22 protein-coding genes are annotated in these 21,323 nt (G+C 35.9%); 8 read left to right on the top strand and 14 right to left on the bottom strand.

Annotated elements, in window-relative coordinates:
- Positions 1-7 precede the first annotated feature (7 nt).
- The 3 genes from BLT30_RS16995 to BLT30_RS17005 form a co-directional block, all read right to left on the bottom strand.
- Positions 8-1,399, bottom strand: coding sequence for a type III PLP-dependent enzyme domain-containing protein (locus BLT30_RS16995; protein ID WP_089874864.1), 1,392 nt, complete (start codon positions 1,397-1,399; stop codon positions 8-10).
- Between the two features lie 91 nt (positions 1,400-1,490).
- Entirely contained in the window at positions 1,491-2,123 is a 633-nt protein-coding gene (locus tag BLT30_RS17000; protein WP_089874866.1) for a thiamine diphosphokinase, read from the bottom strand.
- 15 nt (positions 2,124-2,138) lie between these two features.
- Positions 2,139-2,711: a cob(I)yrinic acid a,c-diamide adenosyltransferase gene (locus tag BLT30_RS17005; protein ID WP_089874868.1), complete on the bottom strand. Its 573-nt coding sequence runs from the start codon at positions 2,709-2,711 to the stop codon at positions 2,139-2,141.
- A gap of 329 nt (positions 2,712-3,040) precedes the next feature.
- On the opposite strand from BLT30_RS17005, the gene BLT30_RS17010 reads away from it, so the two are divergent.
- Both BLT30_RS17010 and BLT30_RS17015 read left to right on the top strand, forming a co-directional pair.
- Positions 3,041-4,768, top strand: a complete 1,728-nt coding sequence (locus tag BLT30_RS17010) for an ABC transporter ATP-binding protein (protein WP_089875105.1) — start codon at positions 3,041-3,043, stop codon at positions 4,766-4,768.
- Positions 4,761-5,723, top strand: coding sequence for a helix-turn-helix transcriptional regulator (locus BLT30_RS17015; RefSeq protein WP_089874870.1), 963 nt, complete (start codon positions 4,761-4,763; stop codon positions 5,721-5,723). The genes BLT30_RS17010 and BLT30_RS17015 overlap by 8 nt, the downstream gene beginning before the upstream one ends.
- A 45-nt stretch (positions 5,724-5,768) precedes the next feature.
- Here the strand turns inward: BLT30_RS17015 and BLT30_RS17020 are convergent, their stop codons facing one another.
- Positions 5,769-6,248 (bottom strand): DinB family protein, encoded by a 480-nt coding sequence (locus BLT30_RS17020; protein WP_089874872.1) that lies wholly within the window; start codon positions 6,246-6,248, stop codon positions 5,769-5,771.
- A gap of 164 nt (positions 6,249-6,412) precedes the next feature.
- A complete protein-coding gene (gene lptB / locus BLT30_RS17025; protein ID WP_089874874.1) occupies positions 6,413-7,141 on the bottom strand; it encodes an LPS export ABC transporter ATP-binding protein in 729 nt (242 codons plus the stop codon).
- 93 nt (positions 7,142-7,234) lie between these two features.
- Between lptB and BLT30_RS17030 the strand changes: the two genes are divergently transcribed.
- Positions 7,235-8,005 carry a TrmH family RNA methyltransferase gene (locus tag BLT30_RS17030; protein WP_089875108.1) on the top strand — a complete coding sequence of 257 codons (771 nt, stop codon included), beginning with the start codon at positions 7,235-7,237 and terminating at the stop codon, positions 8,003-8,005.
- 50 nt (positions 8,006-8,055) lie between these two features.
- Here BLT30_RS17030 and BLT30_RS17035 read toward each other — a convergent pair whose 3' ends face one another.
- On the bottom strand, positions 8,056-8,304 hold the full coding sequence (locus tag BLT30_RS17035) for a hypothetical protein (RefSeq protein ID WP_235696101.1): 249 nt from the start codon (positions 8,302-8,304) through the stop codon (positions 8,056-8,058).
- A 127-nt stretch (positions 8,305-8,431) separates the two neighbouring features.
- Between BLT30_RS17035 and BLT30_RS17040 the strand changes: the two genes are divergently transcribed.
- Complete coding sequence (locus BLT30_RS17040) at positions 8,432-9,517, top strand: hypothetical protein (protein WP_089874876.1); 1,086 nt, start codon at positions 8,432-8,434, stop codon at positions 9,515-9,517.
- Complete coding sequence (locus tag BLT30_RS17045; RefSeq protein ID WP_089874878.1) at positions 9,501-10,097, top strand: hypothetical protein; 597 nt, start codon at positions 9,501-9,503, stop codon at positions 10,095-10,097. The genes BLT30_RS17040 and BLT30_RS17045 overlap by 17 nt, the downstream gene beginning before the upstream one ends.
- A 31-nt stretch (positions 10,098-10,128) precedes the next feature.
- On the opposite strand, the gene BLT30_RS17050 is transcribed toward BLT30_RS17045, so the two are convergent.
- The 5 genes from BLT30_RS17050 to trhO all read right to left on the bottom strand — a co-directional run bounded on the left by BLT30_RS17050 (position 10,129) and on the right by trhO (position 13,964).
- A complete protein-coding gene (locus BLT30_RS17050; RefSeq protein WP_027383637.1) occupies positions 10,129-10,365 on the bottom strand; it encodes a hypothetical protein in 237 nt (78 codons plus the stop codon).
- 160 nt (positions 10,366-10,525) lie between these two features.
- Entirely contained in the window at positions 10,526-11,095 is a 570-nt protein-coding gene (locus tag BLT30_RS17055; RefSeq protein WP_089874880.1) for a 5-formyltetrahydrofolate cyclo-ligase, read from the bottom strand.
- 2 nt (positions 11,096-11,097) lie between these two features.
- The gene (locus BLT30_RS17060; RefSeq protein ID WP_089874882.1) at positions 11,098-11,328 is read right to left on the bottom strand and encodes a ferredoxin; all 231 of its coding nucleotides are present in this window, start codon (positions 11,326-11,328) and stop codon (positions 11,098-11,100) included.
- Positions 11,329-11,359: 31 nt separating this feature from the next.
- On the bottom strand, positions 11,360-12,604 hold the full coding sequence (locus BLT30_RS17065; RefSeq protein WP_089874885.1) for a peptidase U32 family protein: 1,245 nt from the start codon (positions 12,602-12,604) through the stop codon (positions 11,360-11,362).
- Positions 12,588-13,964 (bottom strand): oxygen-dependent tRNA uridine(34) hydroxylase TrhO, encoded by a 1,377-nt coding sequence (gene trhO / locus BLT30_RS17070; protein WP_089874887.1) that lies wholly within the window; start codon positions 13,962-13,964, stop codon positions 12,588-12,590. The genes BLT30_RS17065 and trhO overlap by 17 nt, the downstream gene beginning before the upstream one ends.
- Positions 13,965-14,393: 429 nt before the next feature.
- On the opposite strand from trhO, the gene BLT30_RS17075 reads away from it, so the two are divergent.
- Positions 14,394-16,529, top strand: coding sequence for a S9 family peptidase (locus BLT30_RS17075; protein WP_089874889.1), 2,136 nt, complete (start codon positions 14,394-14,396; stop codon positions 16,527-16,529).
- 60 nt (positions 16,530-16,589) lie between these two features.
- Here BLT30_RS17075 and BLT30_RS17080 read toward each other — a convergent pair whose 3' ends face one another.
- Positions 16,590-16,892: a type II toxin-antitoxin system RelE/ParE family toxin gene (locus tag BLT30_RS17080; protein ID WP_089874892.1), complete on the bottom strand. Its 303-nt coding sequence runs from the start codon at positions 16,890-16,892 to the stop codon at positions 16,590-16,592.
- Positions 16,882-17,130: a DUF2281 domain-containing protein gene (locus tag BLT30_RS17085; RefSeq protein WP_089874894.1), complete on the bottom strand. Its 249-nt coding sequence runs from the start codon at positions 17,128-17,130 to the stop codon at positions 16,882-16,884. Before BLT30_RS17085 ends, BLT30_RS17080 begins: the two co-directional genes overlap by 11 nt.
- 80 nt (positions 17,131-17,210) lie before the next feature.
- Here BLT30_RS17085 and BLT30_RS17090 point away from each other — a divergent pair, with 80 nt between their 5' ends.
- Positions 17,211-18,881: a peptide MFS transporter gene (locus BLT30_RS17090; RefSeq protein ID WP_089874896.1), complete on the top strand. Its 1,671-nt coding sequence runs from the start codon at positions 17,211-17,213 to the stop codon at positions 18,879-18,881.
- Between the two features lie 54 nt (positions 18,882-18,935).
- On the opposite strand, the gene BLT30_RS17095 is transcribed toward BLT30_RS17090, so the two are convergent.
- Positions 18,936-19,427, bottom strand: a complete 492-nt coding sequence (locus BLT30_RS17095; RefSeq protein WP_089874898.1) for a GNAT family N-acetyltransferase — start codon at positions 19,425-19,427, stop codon at positions 18,936-18,938.
- Positions 19,428-19,536: 109 nt separating this feature from the next.
- Between BLT30_RS17095 and BLT30_RS17100 the strand changes: the two genes are divergently transcribed.
- The gene (locus tag BLT30_RS17100) at positions 19,537-21,252 is read left to right on the top strand and encodes a peptide MFS transporter (protein ID WP_089874900.1); all 1,716 of its coding nucleotides are present in this window, start codon (positions 19,537-19,539) and stop codon (positions 21,250-21,252) included.
- Positions 21,253-21,323 lie beyond the last annotated feature (71 nt).

Genomic DNA, 21,323 nt, shown 5'->3' on the forward strand with positions numbered 1-21,323 from the left:
TCAAAACTTAATATCCCAAAAGCTTCAGGACATCTTCCGGTCTCTGCTCTTCTCTGAACAATTCGTATGTGAAATTTCCATCTTCATCCTTATCAATCAAAATATGTTTTGGCTGAGGCATCAGACAGTGGTGAACACCACCGTAACCGCCAATCGTTTCCTGATAAGCACCGGTATGGAAAAATCCTATATACAAAGGTTTTGTATCGTTATAGACAGGAAGGTAAATCGCATTGGTATGTTGTTCAGAATTATAATAATCATCTGAATCACAAGTCAGTCCACCAAGAAAAACTCTCTCATAAGAATCTTCCCAACGATTCAATGGTAACATAATGAAGTGACGGGAAATTGCCCAAGTATCAGGCAAAGTGGTCATAAAAGACGAATCTATCATATTCCATTTTTCTCTGTCGTTCTGGCGTTTCTGAGAAATGATCTGGTAAAGATGCCCTCCGCTTTCGCCAACTGTAAAGCTCCCGAATTCTGTATAGATATTTGGTTCTTCAACACCCTCTTCTTCACAGAATTTTTTGATCTGAGAAACAATTTCGTTGACCATATACTGATAATCATAATCGAAATTAAGCGATGTTTTGATTGGGAAACCACCACCTATATTCAATGAATCCACTTCAGGCGCAATTTTTTTCAATCTTGCATAAACGCGAAGACATTTGTACAACTCGTTCCAATAATAAGCCGTGTCTTTGATTCCTGTATTGATGAAAAAGTGAAGCATTTTCAGCCTTGCATTCGGATGTTCCGCAATTTTTTGGCTGTAATAAGGAATAATATCACGGTAACCGATTCCTAATCTCGAGGTATAAAATTCGAACTTTGGTTCTTCCTCAGATGCGATCCTGATCCCGATATCGAAAGTCCTGTCAATACTTTCCGTCAGTTTATCAAGTTCTCTGTAATTATCAAGAATTGGTGTGATTTTTTCGAATCCGCTATTGATCAGATCCGAAATTTTCGCCAGGTAATCATCCGTTTTGAAACCGTTGCAGATCACCTCGATATCTTTAGTTACTTTCCCCTTGTCATAAAGGGATTTGATGATATCCATATCGTATGCGGAAGACGTTTCCATACTGATATCATTCTTCAAAGCTTCCTCCACAACGAATGCGAAATGACTGGATTTCGTACAGTAGCAATATCTGTAATTCTTGCGGTATTCGGTCTTTTCAAAAGCTTCTTTGAACCAAAACTTTGCCCTTTCTATATTCTGAGATATTTTTGGTAGATAATTGAACTTCAAAGGAGTTCCGAATTTTTCCACAACTTCCATCAGGTTGATATCGTGGAACTTCAGATTATTCTCTTCTACATTGAACTCTTCTGTAGGAAAATAAAGCGTTTGGTCAATTAGTTCAGAATATTTTATTTTCATTTCTGGCTAAAAAAAGTTAATTGGTTTTACGATGCAAAAATGATTAAAAAAACTGAATATATACGTTAATAATTCTATAAAAATTAATGAATTAATTCCCGACAAAAATCAGCAGATCACCTTTTTTATATTTAATCACAACCTCTTTATTTTCAGCAATATTCCGTGTTCCAATTCGTTCTCCTAGAATCAGATCTTCTTTATACAAAGGCCATTTCAATCCTTTGGTTTCAATGTTTTTCGCAATTGGAAAAGGCATCAGTGAAATCATTTTTCCTTTGACATCAGAAATTGTGAATTTCTTTGGAATAAAGTAATATGACGAATATTGATCAAAAAACCGAAGATTCGCTTTATCCTTAAAAACAAAAGCCACGCTCAGGTTCCCAAGAAAATGGTCCTGCTCTCCTCCACTTCCACCGTAAACATCAATGTTTTCAAAACTTTTTTCGATAATAATTTCCAAAGCTTTATGAAAATCGGTCTTGTTCTGGTCAGGCGTTTCTATAATTTCGAATTGATGAGCCTGAGCTTGCCGAATAATCTCTTCCTCAATTTTATGTGAATCAAAATCTCCCGAAATTAAATCCAGTTTATCTAAAGGAAATTTCAGTTTTTTCAGATAATGAAAAGCACCATCTGTACAGGCGATCAAATCATAACCTGACAAATCCGGAATCGTTTTCGGAGAATCTCCATTGATGAAAAGAAGTGCTTTTTTCATTTAAAATAATTAATTCTAACTTCTATCATTAGGATTCCAATATTCTTCGGGTTCGTTATGAAGCTTTGAAACATATCTTGCCAGAACAAAAAGATAATCAGATAAACGGTTCAAATATTTGATTAATTCCGCACGCACTTCTTCAGATTGATTGAGAAAAACCAAACTGCGTTCCGCACGTCTGCAAACCGTTCTCGCCACATGAAGAAAAGTCGCCGCTTTTCCGCCTCCAGGTAAAATAAAATATTGCAAAGGCTCCACTTTCTCTTCCATCTCATCCATCCAAGTTTCCAATTCTTCAATTTCTTTGTCGGAAATCACCAAAGGCAATCTTGCTTTTCCATTAGCCAAAAACAATTTATCAATTGGCGTCGAGGCTTCGGAACCAACCGTGAACAAATCGAACTGAATTTTTTTCAGCTGATCAATGACACTCTCGTCATCAATGTGAGATTTAGCTACGCCAATGTTCGCGTTTAGCTCATCGATATTGCCGTAGGATTCTACTCTTGCGCTGGCTTTGGAGATCCTGCTTCCGCCGTAAAGTCCGGTTTCACCTTTGTCACCAGTTTTTGTATATATTTTCATTTTCAGTTTTTATGAAAGCTTAAAATTAAGATTTTTATTTTTGAAAGACATAGATACAATAGAATTTTTAAAACACTTTAGCCACTTAAGATTAACTTTAAAATCCGTTAAGATAAGTTCACTTAAGCCGAAAATCGAAGATTTAAAAACTAATGTGTTCTTATGTGACTTTAAGATTAATCAATTTAAAACTTATGTGTTAAAGTTCTATGTTTCTATGTGGTTTATATTTTTCTTAAATTGCTGTAATGAAAAAGCCATTTCAAAAAACCACCAATCTTATTCATATCTATCTTCAGTTGAGACGCTTCATCAAACCTTACCGAATGATGATTTTCGTGACATTATTGTTGACTTTTATCGGCGCATTATTCGCTCAGGTGAATCCTTTGGTTTTGAAATATACTGTTGACGAAGTGACAAAACTGACACAACTTCCCAACCCGATGGAAGAAGGGATTCACGTTTTGATTCTGATTTCAATCATACTTTTGGGAAAAGAACTGGCGAATATTTTTATTCAATTCGGACAGAAATTTTATGGCGAAAAAATCCGAATCAATGTCAGCTCAGAATTATCACAGGCTGCGATTGACAAAATTTTGACTTACAGAATTGCCTATTACAATGACGACCGCCACGAATCCGGAAAACTTCAAATCCGTATCGACCGAGGAATTGAAAGCTTGACCAAACTCGTTCAGAATTTTTTCATCGATATTCTTCCGTTGTTTTCAACTGCGATTATTGCATTGGTTGTGATGTATATGCAGAATATTTATGTAGGATTGGTTTCCACATTCGTAATTCCGATTTATTTTTATGTGACGTCTAGGCAGGCAAAAAAATTGGGAAATGTAAGACGGACACTCAGAAATCAGCGTGAGCAGAAAACGTCCGGACTTCTGAATCTCATCAATTCCATAATGGTTATCAAGAGTTTTGTTCGTGAAAAATTTGAAGGAAGAAAACAATATAATCTTCAGATGAAGCTGATGGAAAGCCAACTTTACACAAGGCGAACCAGTTTTATTTACGACGGATTGAAAACTTTTATAGAGCAATTCGGTGTTGTTTTGATTATCCTTTTGACAGTTTATCTTGTGCTTGACCAGCAGATGACAATTGGTGCAATTATGCTTCACATTATGTTGTTCAACAACGTTTCTGCGCCTATTCGTCAGCTTCACAGGATTTATGACGATATGAACGATGCATTCATTTATGCCGAAGCTTATTTTGAAATTCTGAATGACGACGAGGAAAAAGAGCCGAACGGGACCATCGATAATATCCCTATCAAAGGGAATTTTGAAATCAAAAATGTCGATTTCACCTATCCAAACGGAATGAAAGCACTTCACCGTGTTTCTTTGAAAATCGAAAACGGAAAAACGACCGCTTTGGTTGGACTAAGTGGCGCTGGAAAATCAACAGTTATCAATTTGCTTTGTAAGTTTTACGAACCTGATTCCGGAGAAATTCTTTTGGATGGCAACAATCTGAATGATTTCAATAATGAATACCTCCGTGATGACCTTGGTCTGGTTCTTCAGAAAAATCACATTTTCAAAGGAAGTATTGAAGATAACATTCGATACGGAAATCTTAACGCAACTTTAGAAGAAATCAAAGAAGCAGCAAGAAAAGCTTATCTTCACGAGCAGATTTTGGATTTGCCGGATGGTTACAATCACGATGCGACACAGCTTTCCGGAGGTCAGCAACAGAGAATTGCCATTGCAAGATTATTCCTGAAAAACCCACCGATTATTTTCCTTGACGAACCAACCGCAAGTCTGGATGCGATTGCAACAGAACAAATTAAAAATTCTCTTGACGCTATTAAAAAGGACAGAACCGTGATCATTATTTCCCATTCGTTGTCGCAGATTTTGGATTCTGATATGATCTATGTGATGAAAAAAGGCGCCGTTGTGGAAAACGGGACGCACGAAGAACTCTATGAAAAAGACGGAACTTACCGCGAAATCTTCGATGCATCTGCAAGAAGCCTGAATCTTGACAGACTTGTGAAAACTTATAAAGATGAATGAAGACCATTACATAAAAAAAATAGACCGCGTTACTTCTATTCTGACACAACTGCAAACTAAATCCATTGTCCGTGCACAAGATTTAGCGGATAAATTTGATGTAAGTATCAGAACCATTTACAGAGACATCAAGACTTTGGAAAATGCGGGAATTCCAATTTTTGGTGAAGCCGGTTCCGGTTATTCTTTGGTCGACGGCTACAAACTTCCACCCGTGATGTTTACGAAGGAAGAAGTTTTGAGCTTCATCACTGCCGAAAAACTGATGCAGAAATTTTCTCACGAAAGCCTCGATTCCCATTACAATTCCGCAATGGAAAAGGTGAAAGCTGTCATCAGAAATTCGGAAAAGAACCTCGTTCAGAATATCGAAAATCAGATTGATATCTATTCCTATCGCCCGGAAAACTCGGATAATGTCAAAAATATCATTCCAACAATCCTGGAAAGTATTGCTGATAAAAAACAATTGAAATTTCATTATCAAAATGTTAAAGATGAGGCTAGTGAAAGGATCATCGAAGCGGTCGGGATTTTCTACGAAGTCAATTATTGGTATGTGATGGCGTTTTGTACGATGCGAAAGGATTTCAGACAATTTCGTGTGGACAGGATTTTAAAAATTGAGAAAACTGAAAATCCGTTTCATCAGGAATACGGGAATGTTGGCGATTACCGAAAAAAATCAAAGAATCAAAAAGTTGGCGTTCGGCTTTTGGTTGAGAAAAAAATATTGCCTTTTCTTGTCAATTCTAAAAAATATTACGGATTGGTTGCTGAAGAAGAAAGTGACAACAAAATGCTGATGACTTTTGAAACCGAATGGATTGAAGAGGGTTTTCCGCGCTGGCTGATTACGTTTGCAGATTTTGCTGAAATCATCGAACCCAAATATCTTAAAGACACAATGAATGATTTGATCAGTAAGATTTCTAATCAATTGAACAAAAAATAAAGTCTGCTTTTTGGCAGACTTTAAAATCAAATCAAGCGTATAAAATTATCTTTCTCTTTCCCAGAAAAACGGCGGTTCAATCCCCAAAGCTCTCAGATAAACATAACCCTGACCTCTGTGGTGGATCTCGTTGTCCACGAAATAAAGAATGTTCTGATAAATCGGAAACTCGTACTGCCCAAATAAGTTGAATGTCTCCTGAAATCTTTCCTCCGTGATTTGGCTGAAATATTCATTAATGATTTCGGTTTCTTCGTCCCATTTTGTCAGAAGCTCAGCTTTGGTTGTCGGATTGAAAGATTCATCAAATGTATTGATTGTTCCTTCAACAATGGATTTCAAAGCTGGTCCGCCGATAGCAATCATTTCCAGAACCAATTTTGAAAATGGTCTCATTCCGCCAATTGAAAACCCGAATAAATCTTTCTCCGGAAAAGCTTCGATTACTCTTCTTGTAAGATTTCTGTGACCTTGCCAATGGATTAAAAGTTGTTGTGAGTCCAGGACTTTTGCGTTTGCGTTCATAATAGTTTGTTTTATCTGATACAAATTTACGATGCTGTTGTGACAATAGTATGTCAGTAGAGTTTTTGGAAAATAAATTTATTAAGCAATAAAAAAGTCACAAAGGAAACTTTGCGACTTTCAATTATTTCATTTTTATAAATCTTGTGCTTTTGCGATAAAACCTATATCTTCTCAAAACGGAAGTTTTCCCCAAGGTAAGCCTGTCTCACTTCCGGGTCGTTCGCCAAATCTTCAGGAATCCCTTCTTTCAGGATTTTCCCTTCGAACATAATATACGTTTTATTCGTAATCGCCAAAGTCTGCTGAACGTTGTGGTCGGTAATCAAAATCCCGATATTTTTCTCCACCAAAGACCTTACGATCTTCTGGATATCCTCCACCGCAATCGGGTCAACTCCGGCAAAAGGCTCATCCAAAAGGATAAAATTAGGACTTGTCGCAAGACAACGCGCAATTTCGGTTCTACGTCTTTCACCTCCGGAAAGTAGATCTCCTCTATTTTTACGAACGTGTTCCAGATGGAATTCCTCAATCAATTCATCACATTTTTTTTGTTGTTCTTTTTTGGAAAGCTTCGTCAATTGTAAAACACCCAAAATATTATCTTCCACAGACAACTTTCTGAAAACCGAAGCTTCCTGAGCCAGATAGCCTATTCCTTTCTGGGCACGTCTGTACATCGCATCCTGTGTGATATTTTGCTTATCCAGAAACACATTTCCCAAAGTCGGTTTCACCAATCCAACAATCATGTAGAAGGAAGTCGTTTTACCTGCTCCATTTGGTCCCAAAAGTCCGACAATTTCTCCTTGTTGAACCTCTAATGACACGCCTTTCACCACTTTTTTTGGCCCGTACTCTTTGATTAAATTTTCTCCTCGTAAAATCATAAAACAAAGATATATATTTTTTTGTTGGAAGACAGATGTCAGAAGATGGAAGTTAAACTTTTACAATTTATTATCTTTGCAAAAATTCTCAAAATGCTCATAGAAAGCCTTCAAAACGAAAAAATCAAAAGACTAACCCGACTTCTATCCAAAAATCAGGACAGAAGGAAAGCCGGTATTTTTATAGTAGAAGGTCAACAGGAGAACGAAAGAGCATTGCATTTTGGAAATCAACCCGAAGAATATTTTATCTGCGAAAGCATTTTCAATGGAAAATTACCCGATTCTAAAATTCATTTTGTTTCCGAAAAGCTTTATGAAAAAATCGCTTATCGAGGGACTACCGAGGGAATTATTGGGATTTATAAATTAGAGCAAAGAAACCTTGACGAGTTCAAACCAAAGCAGGATTCTGCAATCATCATTTTAGAAAGCGTGGAAAAACCCGGAAATCTTGGTGCTATCCTGAGAAGTTGTGAAGCTTTCGGAATCAATGCTTTGATTGTTACCGACCCACGGACAGATTTCTACAACCCGAATGTCATTCGTTCCAGTGTTGGTTGTCTATTTGGAATGAATATCTTCCAAGCTTCAAATGAAGAAACAATGGAATTTTTAAAAATCAATGATTATAATATTTTCACCACTTTTATGAGTGAAGATGCAAAAAACATCCAGGAAAAAAATTTGAAAACCAGGTCTGCCGTTTTGTTTGGAACAGAGCATTCCGGTTTGAGTGATTTTTGGAAAGGGAAGGGAGAAAATGTCTTGATCCCGATGTCAGGAACAATAGATTCTCTTAATCTCAGTAATGCAGCAGCAATTACCTGCTACGAAATCTTGAGACAGAAATTAGAGAAATAAAAAAACCGCTTCTTTCGAAAAGCGGTTTCAAATTCTTAACTTGGTTAAGATTATTTTTTAGCAGCAGCTGAATCAACTTTAGCAGCAGCAGAGTCAACTTTAACAGCAGCTGAATCAACTTTAGCAGCAGCAGAGTCGATAGTTGCAACAGCAGAATCAACTACAGCAGAATCAGCAGCAGCAGTATCAACAGTTTCAGTTTTTTTACAAGCTACAAGAGCAACAGCAGCGATAGCAGCTACGAATAATGATTTTTTCATAATAATTAAATTTAAATTGTTAGTTAATAGATCGTCCATTATTTGAACAGGGCAAAATTATACCGATAAAATATCTTTGTTTTGAAAATTAATTGTAATATATTTGTAAAACAAGATTTACAAATAAGAACTACTGTAAATCAATAAATTAAGAATATATAGAATTTTGAGCGATATAGAATTTTCATATTTTCAGTCCTTAAAAGCTGCTGTTCAGGAGAAATATCTTGAGACGCATTCGCCATCTTATGATGACATTTCCAAATGGAAGGGCATTGATATTATTTATTTTCAGGAAGACCTGAGACAAAAGGCCAAGGGAAATATTAGTGAAAAGACTTTTTATACCTACTTCAAAAATAACTCACTGGAAAAAACCCCAAGAATTGATATGCTCAATATATTAGCAATCTACTCCGGATATAATTCTTGGTCTGAGTTTAAGAAGAAAAACCCTTTAGCAGTTGTTGAACAACCTGTATTAATAGAGTCTAAATTAACGACTGAAACGAAAGTACCAGCTTCTGAAGCCATAAACAATCTTCAAGAAAAAGTTACGAAACCACTTGTTTCCATAGATAATCAAGCTTTTGATGAAATCAATCAAAACATCAATTTCAATAGTGAAAAACAGAATTTCTTAAAAAGATATCTCTGGTTGGGGATTTCGGCATTTTTATTTGCAGTTGTTCTTATTTTAGTATTTTATGACAACCTTTTTTATAAAAAGTACACCTATGCTTTTACTGATGCAGATAGAAACTCATCCATAAAGGGAGAACTGGACGTTAAAATCATCCGAGAAAATGAATCTCCAATCCTCTTCAAAGTAAAGCCTAATTCAAAATTTGTCTACGAAACAAAAAGCAAAAATCTCAAGATGGTTATTTCTTCGCCTTTTTACAGGACAGATACCGTGACAAGAGATTTGACATCAGCACCTTCATCCGAAAATATCGAGTTGAAACCTAATGATTATGCGATCCAGCTTTACTATTATTCGAAGTCAATTATTGATTTTAAGAAAAAAACAAGTGAATTAAACAAGCTCATCAGTGACAATGCCCTGATCTATCAAGTTGTTGATAGCGACATATATGGCATTGAAACGATGGACAAACAGAAATACATCTCGCTGGTCACACTTCCTACAACATCGCTAGAAAACCTGGAAGTAATTGATTCTCAAATGAAAAATGGAAAAATAGTAATGATCAAATTCAAAATTACTGACGATGAAAAAGCAAAATAAATTATATCATCTTTTAATAATTACTGCACTAATAATCATTGGAATTATATCTTGTGATAAAAAATATGACGGCAAGGACAACTCTTTGGAGACCCTTCGAAATGCCAATAACAGAATAACCTATTCCAAGACAAAACTAGACAGCGTACAAGCAATCAATGTTATTACTTCGCAAAAAGTCCAGGATCTATTAGACCTATCAACACTTTATACCTCAGGGAACAAAGACACAGAAATTGATTCTGTTATTTACACACAAATGCAAGCTCACTTTCTATCCAAAGATTCCAATAATCTAAAACCTTTATTAAAGGAAATGGACAGTTTGAAAGTGAAATTTGCAAAAGTAAACAATCTGACTACATCCAAATCCATACACGAAAAAGACACTCTGGATTTTGCAACTTTCGATGTAGAATATTATGACAACAAGAAAACTTACATCACTACGGTTAACAGAAAAGCCCAATATCTATTAAAAGCTTCTCCCGTTAAATTCCAAAAAGAGTTCAAGTTTTACTTTACCAAATTCTATCAAAAGGAATCGGACAGTACAAAAACAACAAAACCCACTAATTAGCGGGTTTTGTTTTAATTAGATTAGAATCTAATTATTTTTTGATTTCTTCTTTAGCAGCTTTCTCGTCAGCTTTTACTTCAGCTTTAGCAGAATCAGCAGTAGCTTTTACAGAATCAACTGTAGCAGTTGCAGTAGAATCGATAGCAGCAACAGCAGAATCAGCTGTAGCGTCTACTGAATCAACAGCATTAGCTTCTACGTTATCAGTTTTTTTACAAGCTACAAGAGCGATAGCAGCGATAGCAGCTACAAATAATGACTTTTTCATTTTCTAAAAATTTAAATTATTAATATTATTGTTTGTGAATTATCGTGTTATAATTACAAGACAAAGGTAGAACGGTCTGATAAAAATCATTAATAAATAACTTGTAATATCATTGTAAATATTTTTACAAATAAAATACAATGATTTTCAAATACTTAAATTAAAATTCAAAATAATCATAAGGTGTAATTAAACCATCCAAAGCTATATCCAGTTCAAAAACATCAGCAACATCTTCATTCGGAGAAAAGAAATTTAAGCCAATTTTTTTATGAATCTTTGAATTATGAAAAAAGAAAGCATCATAGAAACCTTTCCCATATCCTACTCTATTTCCCAGTCGGTCACAGTATAGCAAAGGCGTTAAAACATATTCCAATTCAACATTTGAATCAATATTTGAAATTGGTTCTTTGATTCCCAACTTGTTAATTTCAAATTCAGAATCCGGAAAGATCTCCACAGAAATCATTTTTCCATTTTTAATTTTCGGAACAAAAACCCTTATTTTATTATCAAAAAAATAATCAATGAAAATCTGAGTATTCACTTCATTAAACCTTTCAATCGATAAAAAAAGATTAATCTTTTGATTTTCAATAATATTAAATTGTAAAATAAACTTTTTGAAGATTTTTTCGGACAAAAAAACAACCTCATCCTGTGATAAAGCCATTCTTTTTTCTCTATAAATCGTTCGAAGTTCTTTTTTAGTAAGACTAAGATTCATTTTTAATTTTCTTTGACCGAAATTATATTTACAGGACACGCTTTGGCAGCCCTATCACAAGATTCGGAAGCGTCGTATTGTGACGTTTTCATTGTATGAAAGCCTTTTTTATCAATAGATTTTAACAATACGGACTTCCCGTCTTTTTTAGACATTCTAAAAAATTCCGGCGCAAACTCTGCGCAATAATTACAACCGATACATTTATCCCGCTGAAGTGTTACAATTATCATTTCTATTAATAATCAAAGACAAAATTCTCTATCAGGCTTGAACTATTTTATACAATCTGTCAGAAGGACGAACTCTGAAGTTGGTCTCGAAAGTGATCACATCAGATTTTGATGCTTTTTCCGCTTCTGGTTTTTGATCAACTCGCATCGTTTCTACAACCATTTCCTGAGAACCTGTCGTAGGCCCCTGAATCAAAACTTTATCACCAACTGTCAAATCGTATGCCTCTATAAGGAACTCCGCGATATTAGATTTTGGGTAAAAATGGCGTCCTTTTCCAACATAAATTTTCTTTTGAGTAGCGCTGGATCCGGAACTATCAGACCATTCACCTAATTCCTGACCAAGATAATACCCATTCCAGAATCCTCTGTTATAAACAGTTTCCAACTGCGACATCCACTCTGCAACCTTTTCCTGAGAAAAATTATTTTCAGCAATAGCATCAATTGCCTCTCTATAAGCTTTCACCACAGTTGCAACATACTCGGGAGCGCGTCCTCTTCCTTCGATCTTGAGAACTTTCACACCCGCATCTATGATCTGATCAAGAAAACCGATCGTGCAAAGATCTTTCGGAGACATCATATATTCGTTATCCAGTTCTATTTCAAAACCTGTTTCTTGGTCTATAATAGTATATTTCTTTCTGCAATTTTGTTTGCACGCCCCTCTATTTGCAGAAGAATTAGCCGAATGCAAACTTAAATAACACTTTCCAGAAACAGCCATGCAAAGCGCGCCATGACCAAAAATCTCGATTTCGACCAAATTTCCAGAAGGTCCTCTGACGTCATCTTTTACGATCTGGTTACATATTTTTTTGATCTGGCTAATGCTTAATTCACGACTCATTACCATTGTATCGGCAAAAAGCGCATAGAATTTCACCGTTTCAATATTCGTGATATTGATCTGTGTAGAAATATGGACCTCCATCCCGATTTGTCTTGCATAAGAAATCACCGCCTGGTCCATCGCAATTACAGCAGTAATGTTGGCTGTTTTTGCTTTGTTTAGAAGTGTTTTTATAATAGACAAGTCATGGTCATATATAATCGTGTTAAGTGTAAGATAGGTCCTCACCCCTTTTTCCCCACAACGTCTGCTAATCTCCGGAAGGTCATCAATTGTGAAATTGATTGATGCTCTAGCTCGCATATTAAGCTGCTCTACACCAAAATAAATAGAATCTGCACCATTATCCAAAGCTGCTTGCATTGATGTAAAATCGCCAGCCGGTGCCATCAATTCCATTCTACCGTTGTTTGTCATCTCGGTCTTCCAAAATTTTATACAATTTATCCGACAATCTAATTCTGAACGGAATCTCAAAAGTAATCTGGTCTCCAACTTTAGCAGTTTCAGAAGAAACGCCATTGGCGAAAATTTCTTTTATGATAAACTCCTGCTCGCCAGTCGTTGGGCCAGAAATCAAAACTTTGTCACCAACTGAAACTTCTTTATTTTCAATTAAAAACTGTCCTATTTTCGATTTAGAATAATAATGTTCTCCTTTACCAATTAAGACTTTTTTACTTTTTATCTTTTGGCGAATATCTTTGGTGTCAGCTTTAGCCAAAGGTTTATCGGGTAAATTACCTGATTTTTTGAACTTCAAGGATTCGGATTTTCCTTTTCTGAAGATCTTATTCCCAACCTGCAGACCTTTTCTTTTCGCAACCTGCTCTTCCCAAGGCAAATGAATCGTTTCCAAACATTCTGTAGAACAGCAGTTTTCCATTGCAGCCTTACAGTCATCACATTGGATAAACAACAAATGACAAGCATCATTCGCACAATTCGTGTGATTATCACAAGGTTTTCCACACTGGTGACATTGCGCAATGATATCGTCCGTTATTCTCTCCCCTAATCTATGGTCAAACACAAAGTTCTTCCCAACAAACTTACTTTCAACACCTTCCTCTTTTACCTGACGCGCGTATTCGATAATTCCGCCTTCAAGCTGATAAACATTTTTAAAACCCTGATGTTTAAAATACGCACTCGCCTTCTCACAACGGATTCCGCCAGTACAATACATCAAAAGGTTTTTATCTTCTTTATAATCCTGCAATTGCTCATTGATAATTGGCAAACTTTCTCGGAAATTTTCAACATCCGGCGTAATTGCGCCTTCAAAATGCCCAACTTCACTTTCGTAATGATTCCTGAAATCCACTACAATCGTATCCGGATTGGCCAGCAAATCATTGAATTCCTGAGCCTTAAGATGAATTCCTTTATTCGTCACATCAAAAGTTTCGTCATTCAAACCATCCGCAACAATCTTATTTCGAACTTTAATCGTCAATTTCAAAAACGAGTGATTATCCTGCTCCACAGCCACATTCAGGCGAATGCCTTTCATAAAATCGTACGCTTCCAAAGTGTCTCGGAAAGCCTCAAATTGATCCGCAGGAACACTCATCTGAGCATTGATTCCTTCGTGCGCCACATAGATTCGGCCGAGCGCATCCAAGGCGTTCCAGGCTATAAATAATTCGTCGCGAAATTTCTTTGGGTTTTCAATTTTGGCATACGCATAGAAAGACAATGTAAGGCGTTCCTTACCAGCTTCATCAATAAGTCTGGCTCTTTCTTCTGCGCTTAAGGTGTTGTACAGTTGCATGCTATAAACGTTTTAAGTGAGAAAAATAATGGCGCAAAGATAGGGATTTTTGGTTGATAGTTGTTGGTTGATAGTTATCAGGAATTCATTAGGTTATCAAACGATTTAATTTAACAATCAAACTAACTAAGTATGTCGTCCAGGATCTTAAATAGATAATCAAAGTACTTGAGTAAACAATCAAGGATATTGAGTAGACCGTCAAAGGTCTTGAGTAGACTATCAAAGGTTTTGAGTAGACTGTCAGAGGAGTTGAGTAGACAATCAGAGGAGTTGAGTAGACAATCAGAAGAGTAAAGTAGACTGTCAGAAGAGTAAAATAGGTTGTTACAAGAGTTAAGTAGATAGTTACAGATAAAATTAACATTAAATCTACTCTGCTTTAAAACAATTAATCTTTATTATATTTACGTCATTAAAATCTTAAAAATGAAGAAAGTCTTATTTTCTGTTGTTATGATGACAGCAGTTTTCTCACAAAATACTTATGCACAAGAAATTACACTCGATAAAATCTATTCCGGCTACTATCGCGGAAAAGGAATCGCAGGAATCGCATCCTTAAATGACGGCGAAAACTACGCTACCATCGAGAAAGACGGCATTGCAAAATACAATTACAAAACGTCTCAACAATCCGGAAACATCGTGGATGGAAAATTCGAATCGTATATTTTCTCTGCCGATGAGTCCAAAATCTTGTTGCAAAAAGAAAGTGAGTCGATTTACAGGCATTCGTTTTTAGGGAAATTTGATGTGAAGGATTTGAAATCAAATAAAGTAACGCCTCTTAATAACGGAAACTACATTCAGGAACCGAAATTCTCTCCGGACGGGAGCAAAGTCGCTTTCATAGTTGACAATAATTTGTTTTATCAGGATTTGACTTCAAATAAAATCACTCAAATCACAACAGACGGAAAGAAAAATTCTATAATCAACGGACTTGGAGACTGGGTTTATGAGGAAGAATTCGGTCACGCAGATTATTACCAGTGGAACAAAGCAGGCGATGCGATTGTTTTCGTGAAATTTGACGAGTCAAAAGTTCCGGAAATATACATTCCAATCTACGGGAAATCGCTTTATCCAACCGAAATGCGGTACAAATATCCAAAAGCCGGAGAAACCAACTCAACTGTTTCTGCTCAATTATATCAATTAAATCCAGGGAAAACAACTGCTTTAAATATCGCAGGTTTTGAGAATCATTACATTCCACAAATCTGGCAAACGAATGACGCTAACGAAATTGTCATCGCAACCAGCAACAGACATCACAGCAAAGTTGATTTGATAAAAGTGGATACTAAATCCGGAAACTTAACCAAACTGTTCTCCGAAACAGACAACGCCTGGATAGAAACCGACAATCTGACCTTGGAATTTTTGGACGACAACTCTTTCCTTTGGGCTTCCGAACGTGATGGTTACAGACAATTGTATTGGTACGACAAATCCGGAAAACTGAAAAAACAAGTGGCAAAAGGCAATTGGGAAATCACAGATTATTATGGCTACAACCCAAAGACCAAGGAAGCTTACATCCAAACAACTGAAAAAGGAAGCTTGAACAAAGTTGTTTCAAAACTGAATATCAATTCCGGAAAAACAACTTTGATTTCTTATCCTGAAGGAAACAACTCGGCAAGTTTTAGCAAGACTTTTAATTATTTCATCAACACCAATTCAACAGCGTCTTCTCCAAACAAATATGTCTTGAAGGATGCTTCTGGTAAAGAAATTAAAGAATTACAAAACAATAATGAAGCGCTTGCGAAGCTTCAGAAAGATAATTTTGTAGCGAAGGAATTCATTACTATTCCAAATTCTGTTGGCGACCAACTCAACGCTTGGATCATCAAACCGAAAAACTTTGACCCAAATAAAAAATATCCATTGTTTATGTTCCAATATTCTGGTCCAGGTTCTCAGCAGGTTTCAAATTCTTGGGACGGAGGAAACGGAATTTGGTTCGAAATGCTGGCTCAGAAAGGTTACGTTGTAGCTTGTGTGGACGGACGAGGAACAGGTTTCAAAGGTTCAAAATTCAAAAAAGTGATTTACAAACAATTGGGTAAATACGAAATCGAGGATCAAATCATTGCTGCAAAATGGTTTGGAAACCAATCTTATATCGACAAATCCAGAATTGGGATTTTCGGATGGAGTTTTGGTGGTTATATGAGTTCTCTTGCAATGACAAAAGGCGCTGATGTTTTCAAATTGGGAATTGCTGTTGCGCCGGTGACGAACTGGAGATATTATGACAGCATTTACACAGAAAAATTCCTGCAGACTCCGCAAGAAAATCCGGAAGGTTATGACCAAAATTCGCCAACTACTTTTGCAAATTTGTTGAAAGGGAAATTCCTTTTGATTCACGGAACTGCTGATGACAATGTTCACTTCCAAAACTCAATGGAGTTTTCTGAGGCGTTGATCCAAAATAAAAAACAATTTGATTTTATGGCTTATCCGGACAAAAACCATGGCATTTTTGGAGGACAAACAAGACCTCAGCTTTATGAAAAAATGACGAATTTTATTTTGGAGAATTTGTAAGAATTAATTTCATCAATAAAATAAAAATCCTTTTAAATTAAGTTTTAAAAGGATTTTTTATTACAATCTTGTTTGCCAAATTTTAGGATTTCTGGAGGTGTGATAAATACCGATAATCAAAATTGAATTGCTTAAATCATCATATTTATAATGGATTCCGAATGGGAAATCTTTCAAATAACAAATTCTACAATCATTATATTTTTTCTCTTTGGATAGCGGATTTTCTCTAAGAAATTTCACCTCATTTTCAAATTCTTCGTAAAATCTAAGAAGTAGCTTTTTATTAATTTTTCTATACCAATCGTCAATTTCTTTTAAGTCTGTTTTTACAAATGCAGAAAATTCAATTCTACAATTCATCTTTTAACCTTTTTATATAATCATTCATTTCAGATTCTGAAACAATCGAGGTTGAATTTTCAGAAGTATATGTCAATCTTCTTCTTGTTTCTTCAATTTGCCATTGCGGAACTTCATTTTGACTATCATCAGAGTAATACTTGAATTTCAAAAAATCAATAAAATCGTTTACTTCTTCGTAGAAATCTTCCGGAAGTGTCTGTATATTGTCTTGTAAATGTTTTATGGTAATTGGCATTTCGGTTACTTTCTATCAAAGTTATAAAATTTTTTAATTCATTTTAAAATTCTATTTTTACGAATCAACAAATTAACTTTATGAAAACTAAACATCCTAAAGGCCTGCCTTTCCTTTTTTTCACAGAAATGTGGGAACGTTTCGGTTACTATTTGATTCTCGGAATTTTTGTTTTGTATCTGATAGAGCCGCAAGGCGTTGCCGGAGGATTGGGAATTCCTGACAAAGATGCCGATGATATTTTCGGGACTTTCATTGCCTTGACGTATTTGACGCCTTTTCTTGGCGGATTTTTAGCTGACCGTGTTTTGGGTTACATCAAATCCATTTATCTTGGCGGTGTTTTGATGGCTGCAGGTTATATTGGTGTAGGTATTTTCAAAGAATTGCCATTATTTTATGGTTCTCTCGCATTGATTATTATTGGAAATGGTTTCTTCAAACCTACGATTTCTACACTTCTGGGAAATCTCTATTCCGAAGAGCCTTACAAAGCAAATAAAGATTCTGGCTACAACATTTTTTATATGGGAATCAATATCGGAGCATTTATCTGTAACATTATTGCGGCATTTATGCGGAATAAATTCGGTTGGGGCGAGGCTTTTATTACGGCCGGCGTTGGGATGTTGCTTGGATTGGTAATTTTCACAATCGGACTGAAGCATTATAGACACGCTGCTATTATGAAACCAAGCCAGGAAGGTGATACAAAACTGTCTGAAATCCTGATGAAAGTTTTTGTTCCGGCGATTATTGCCGGCGTTATTGGCTGGTTTGTTCCAACGATGATTTTGGGAACTAATATTTTTGGTAGCACAAATACAGATGCATTTATTTTCGCTTGTGTTCCTGTTATTTACTTCTATGTCTTGCTTTATTTCAAATCCAATCCATTGGAAAAACCTGCGATTGGTGCTTTGCTTTCGATATTCCTCATCAGTATGTTTTTCTGGGCGGTTTTTAAACAAAATGGAACAGCTTTGACTAGATGGGCAAATTACTATACAGACAGAAGTGTTTCCGAATCTGTGGAAAAACCTTTGGCTTCGCTTTATCTGGTTGAAGAAAAAAGTTACGCCGATAAGGAAACCCCAATTTTTGATGAGCAATTCCGTTCTCAGAAAGATACTGAGGGAAAAACCTTAAAAGAAACAGGAAAAGATATTTACTTTAGAAATGTTTCCTCGGAGAAAAAATCAGAATTGGAATCGAATTCCGATAAACCTATTTTCCTTTACAACACAGAACTTTTTCAATCCATCAATCCATTTTGGGTTATTGCTTTAACGCCAATAATCGTCGGTGTTTGGGCAATGCTGAGAAAACGTGGAAAAGAACCTTTGACACCTAGTAAAATCGTTTTAGGGTTATTCATCACCAGTTTATCTTGCCTTGTAATGGTTGGTGCGGTTTACGCAGGAAATAATGGTGCTGAAAAAGTTTCTGCACTTTGGTTGATTGCCGGATATGGCGTCGTAACAATCGGTGAGCTTTGTCTGTCGCCAATGGGATTATCATTCGTTTCAAAATTATCCCCTGCAAGATTGACCGCATTGATGATGGGTGGATTCTTCTTAGCGAATTCAGTGGGGAATAAATTATCTGGAATCCTTGCCAGCACCTGGTATAATTATGAAAACAAAGCCAATTATTTCTTGGTTAATTTTGGACTTTTGATTTTCGCAACTTTGTTGGGATTATCGATGTTGAAAAGACTTAATAAAATAATGAAGGAAAGTGGACATTAATCATAAATGATGGTCGATAAATGATTATTGATTTGAATCACAATCAATCGATTATCATTTATTATCTATCTTCTGATATGCTAATCTTGGTGTTCCGTCTGCTACATAAATGATTCCGCATTTCTGGTAACCGAGTCTTTCCAAGACTTTTTGCATTGCGACATTGGTTTCGTGGGTATCAATTCTGATATTTGGGAATAGCTGAAAACACCATTCGAAACAGAATTGTGCCACACCTTTTGCTTTTCCGTTGGAAGCCAAACGATGAACGACACCGTATTTTTCATCATTCAGCCAAGCTCCGTTTTCAATTAATGAATAATTAGGGTCATCACCAATAATAAAATCGAAGGTTGCAACCACTTCATCATCATTAATAATCAAAAAATTATAATCTTTTTCTACACTTTCCAACATCAATTCCTTTGATGGATAACCATTGGTCCACTGGACTGTATTTCCACTTTCGCGCATCAGCTGTCTTGCGGTGTTGATGCAATCCATTATTTCATTGATATCTTCCGGCGTTGACTTTCTAATTTCCATAATATAAAAATAATCTGGCTGAATGTGTTAATCGTCTGCAATTTAACTTTACCGTTGATGAAAAAAAACTATATTTGTTACCTTTAAGAAAATTTAACAATTAATTTATATGGAGACAGTAAAGACTAGTTCGAAACATCCTAAAGGCTTGTGGGTCCTATTTGGGACGGAGATGTGGGAGCGTTTTAATTTTTACGGGATGAGAGCATTGCTTACCTTATTTATGGTAAACTCTCTACTGATAAGAGAAGCCGATGCTTCTATCATCTATGGTGGATTCTTGGCATTGTGTTATTTAACGCCACTTTTAGGAGGTTTCATTGCTGATAAATATTTGGGTAACAGAAACTGTATCATTTTAGGAGGAAGTTTGATGGCGATTGGGCAATTTTTGCTTTTCTTGAGTGCTTCAACTTTTTCTGACAACCTTGGCGGTGCAAAAGGTCTAATGTGGTTTGCTCTTTTTGTAATTATCTTCGGAAACGGGTTCTTCAAACCTAATATCTCATCAATGGTGGGGAGTCTTTATCCAAAACAAGAGAAATCTAAACTGGATTCTGCTTTCACGATTTTCTATATGGGAATCAACATTGGAGCATTCCTGGGTCAGTTTATCTGTCCATATGTTGGTGACGTAAAAGATGCAGCCGGAGTAAGAGATATTTTTGCTTTCAAATGGGGTTTCCTTGCGGCATCTATCGCAATGATCATCGGGACTGTAACGTTTTTCATCCTTAAGAACAAATATGTTGTAACACCGGAAGGAAGACCAATCGGAGGATTACCAAAGCATAATACAAGCGAAGACTTTGAAGAAGGTGAATCTCAGACTGCTAAATTCTCTGGAAAATTTATAGGATTTACAACGATTTTGTTTGTCATTCTTTTCTTCGTATTCAGATACTTTTTGGTAGGAGAATTTGGGTTTAATTCTGTGGAAATGGGACAATTGATCAAAGGAATCATCTATCCTTTCATTTATGCAGCTGGTATTTCATTAGCATTCTTAATTATGAGTTCTGCTGAAAATAAAATCGAAAGACAAAGAATCTGGGTCATCTATATTGTTTCGTTCTTTATTATTTTCTTCTGGGCGGCTTTTGAACAAGCAGGTTCATCACTAACCTTCATCGCAGATAATCAAACTGACAGAAATATTTTTGGCTGGGATATGCCGCCATCAATGGTTCAGATTTTCAATGGACTTTTTGTTGTGCTTTTGGCTTTACCATTCAGTTTACTTTGGGATAAATTAAGAGCCAAAGGAAAAGAGCCGGTTTCTCCTTTGAAACAAGCGATCGGTTTGGCATTAATTGCATTATCTTATTTCATCATCGCTTATAATGTAAAAGACCTTGGGAACTCAGGATTATTAGCAATCAAATGGTTGATCTTGCTTTATCTGATTCAAACAATGGGTGAACTTTGTTTATCGCCAATTGGATTGTCTTTGGTTGGTAAATTAGCACCTAAAAGATTCTCATCTTTATTATATGGTGTATTCTTCATCGCGAATGCTGCAGGTTATGCGTTAGCTGGAACTTTGGGAGCAATCATCCCTGCAACTGGAGACAAATTTGCAAAAGCACAAGAAATTGGTGTTAACCTTCAGGATGTTCTTGACAAAAAAGTAACATTGAATGCAGATCAAGTAAAAGCTTTCTCTACAGCACAATTGCCAACAGAATACACAACATTTGCAGGATTCACCATTCACAACCTTTTCGAATTCTTTATGGTTTTCGTAGTTCTTTGTGGAATTGCGTCTGTATTGCTGGCTTTCTTATCGCCTATCCTTAAGAGAATGATGCATGGTGTGAAGTAAAAACCGTTCACATTTATTTATAAATTCAAACCACCGGATATTCGGTGGTTTTTTGTTAAATTCGTATGTCA

This window comes from Epilithonimonas hungarica, assembly GCF_900102265.1.
GTDB lineage: Bacteria > Bacteroidota > Bacteroidia > Flavobacteriales > Weeksellaceae > Epilithonimonas > Epilithonimonas hungarica.